Source organism: Bacillus sp. 05T31 (assembly GCF_056396725.1).
Genome location: NZ_JBFTMA010000668.1, coordinates 1 through 2,470 on the forward strand (window position 1 = coordinate 1; position 2,470 = coordinate 2,470).

Genomic DNA, 2,470 nt, shown 5'->3' on the forward strand with positions numbered 1-2,470 from the left:
AACTTGGCCTTTATGCTATTTTCTTACCTAGCTTTTTATTTAYAAATCCTAAAATCAACCCGCGTATTTGTGGATCAATTSCAAGGCCAATAATACCGTACAATATACCAGTAAGTGTTAGGGCTACCAGTGGTGGTAAGTTAATTAATACTGTGCGGTATAGGGTGTAACTGATTATAAATGCTAGTGTATTAAATACAATCCCTTTGAATAGTAATGTAAATCCTTTACGAACGAATAAAGTAAATCCGATTAATAAAGTAACCTCAGTAATGATAGCAGCCACAGCAGCTCCCATCATTCCAAAGTGGCTACCTAATACGATGTAACTTACGATAGCGACAGCTAATCCAATTCCCATCGTTGTCGCACGCTTCCACTGTTGACCAATTGTTGTTAAATTATCAGCAAGTGGATAGTTGATGGATTGTAAAATGACCATAAAGGCTAAAATTGCAAGAGCATCACCGGCTGGTGCATATTGTTCACCTAATAAAGTAACAATCCAAAAGCTTGGATCAGCGATAAATGGAATGGAAATTCCCATTCCTAAGAAAGACATAAGTTTTAATTCGAACTGAGATAGTTTTCTATGTTCATCAATATTCTTTTCATTTCCAAAAGCAAATAATTTTGGATAAAAAGCTGCTGCAATTACACCAGGTATTTGATAAAGGACAGCAGGTATTTTAGAAGCAGCTCCAAAGAATCCAACTTGCTCATACGTTGAAACTTTTTCTAATATAATGGGCCCTAACTGTGGTAAGAGCATAATGATAATGCCATTGATTGTGAAAATGAGCAATTGATCTAAAATACCTTTATCCCAGCCCTTATGAACTGTTGTATGGCGAATTACCATTATAAAGGCGATAAGTCCTGTTACGAGACTGGATATCCCGTACATGGCAGCAACCATCATAAGTGACCATTTAAAGGACATTCCTAGTAGAAGAGCAGCTGCGGCTGTTACACCTTGTATTACAGAAATAATCGCTGTAAATTGCATGCGTTCTGTTACTTGGAAGTAAGCCATCCCAACACCTTGTAAAGTGGCTCCAAACATTGTCGGCAGTACAACCCAATATACCATCGCACGTAAGTAAGCATCAGGATAGAAGAACTGAGCGAAAATAGCGAAGAGCACAGAAATTACGATAGCTAATACTAAACGAATACGTAAATAACTACTAATTAGTACGCTAATGTTAGCGTTGCTTCTCGTTCCTTCACGCATAAATGTATGTGTCAAACCTGCATCTGTAAAATAACAAATAACAGCGGAAACTGCTAAAGCAGTTGTAAACATCCCATACTCCTTTGGTGAAACATATCTTGCAAAGAAAATGGTCGCAATAGCAAGTACAAAACGAACAGTAATATTTCCTACAAAGAGGTAGGAGGCGTTTTTAAGGATTTTATTTGTTTTCATGGAACAAGACCTTTCTATTCTTCAGGACGCGCTTCGTCCTATTTGTAAATTTGATTTGTTTACGGAAAGAATGTTTAGAAGCGTACCTTTAATTTAAGAAAACATAAACTTGATTCGTACAAACCAAAGCATCGCGTATAACTTCTTGCTTCGTTTTCCATTTTTCGAATAAATTTTGCGACAATATTTATTTATATCGCCCTTGATTAATTGAACTTGTGATTTATCTAATTTAGAGTTGCCCTTAATATATATACAAGCGTTATTAATGACTGTATATGGGAATAGGTAAGTTTCAAGGATTTCAAGAAGTTCTGTAGAATCATTCACGATTAAGTCTTTTGATTTATTATGAACCCAATCCTTCATTCGATTAAATACTTCTAATTCTTTTGCTGTTTTTAATTCATAATCTTTATACTTTGAAGAAAGATTYCCTTCKGATAAGATTCGRTAATATGTYAAATATTCATCTACATAGCATACATYTGTWACRCTCATTAATTTAAATAGAAATTCTAARTCTTCTCCCCAGCTACATCCTGGTGTGAAACGAATGTTATGATCCATCACGATAGATCTTTTGAAAATCCAAGTACTTGTTTGCGCAACAACTTGATGCGTTAAGAAGGCTTTTGTCATATCACCTTTAATAAAGTTTGTCGTGTGCTCAACTTTTTCACCAGTCTCTTCGTAAAAGTTCATATAGCCACAATAACAAGCGTTCATGTTGTTTTTATGCATGCTTTCAACTTGTTTTTCGATTTTTGTTGGATGCCATAAATCATCACTATCAAGAAAAGCAACATATTCTCCGCTAGCATTTTCAATTCCTGTATTACGAGCAACAGAAACACCTTGATTTTCTTGAGGGACGTATTTTATTTGTCCTGGGTACTTTTGTACAAGRTTTTTTACGATGGAAGGYGATTGATCTTTGCTTCCATCATCTACAATTACAAYTTCAATRKTTTTATATGTTTGATCTARTATYGATTGSATTGTYTCTTCAATATATTTCTCTGCATTGTATAGAGG

The 2,470-nt window shown here is 34.9% G+C and carries 2 protein-coding genes; both read right to left on the bottom strand.

Translation table 11 applies throughout. The features are described 5' to 3' along the window. Window positions 1–10 precede the first annotated feature (10 nt). Entirely contained in the window at window positions 11–1,432 is a 1,422-nt protein-coding gene (locus AC1DJR_RS26285; RefSeq protein ID WP_477003890.1) for a flippase, read from the bottom strand. A 93-nt stretch (window positions 1,433–1,525) separates the two neighbouring features. Further along, the coding region (locus AC1DJR_RS26290; protein WP_477003891.1) for a glycosyltransferase family 2 protein at window positions 1,526–2,470 on the bottom strand (945 nt) is incomplete at its 5' end.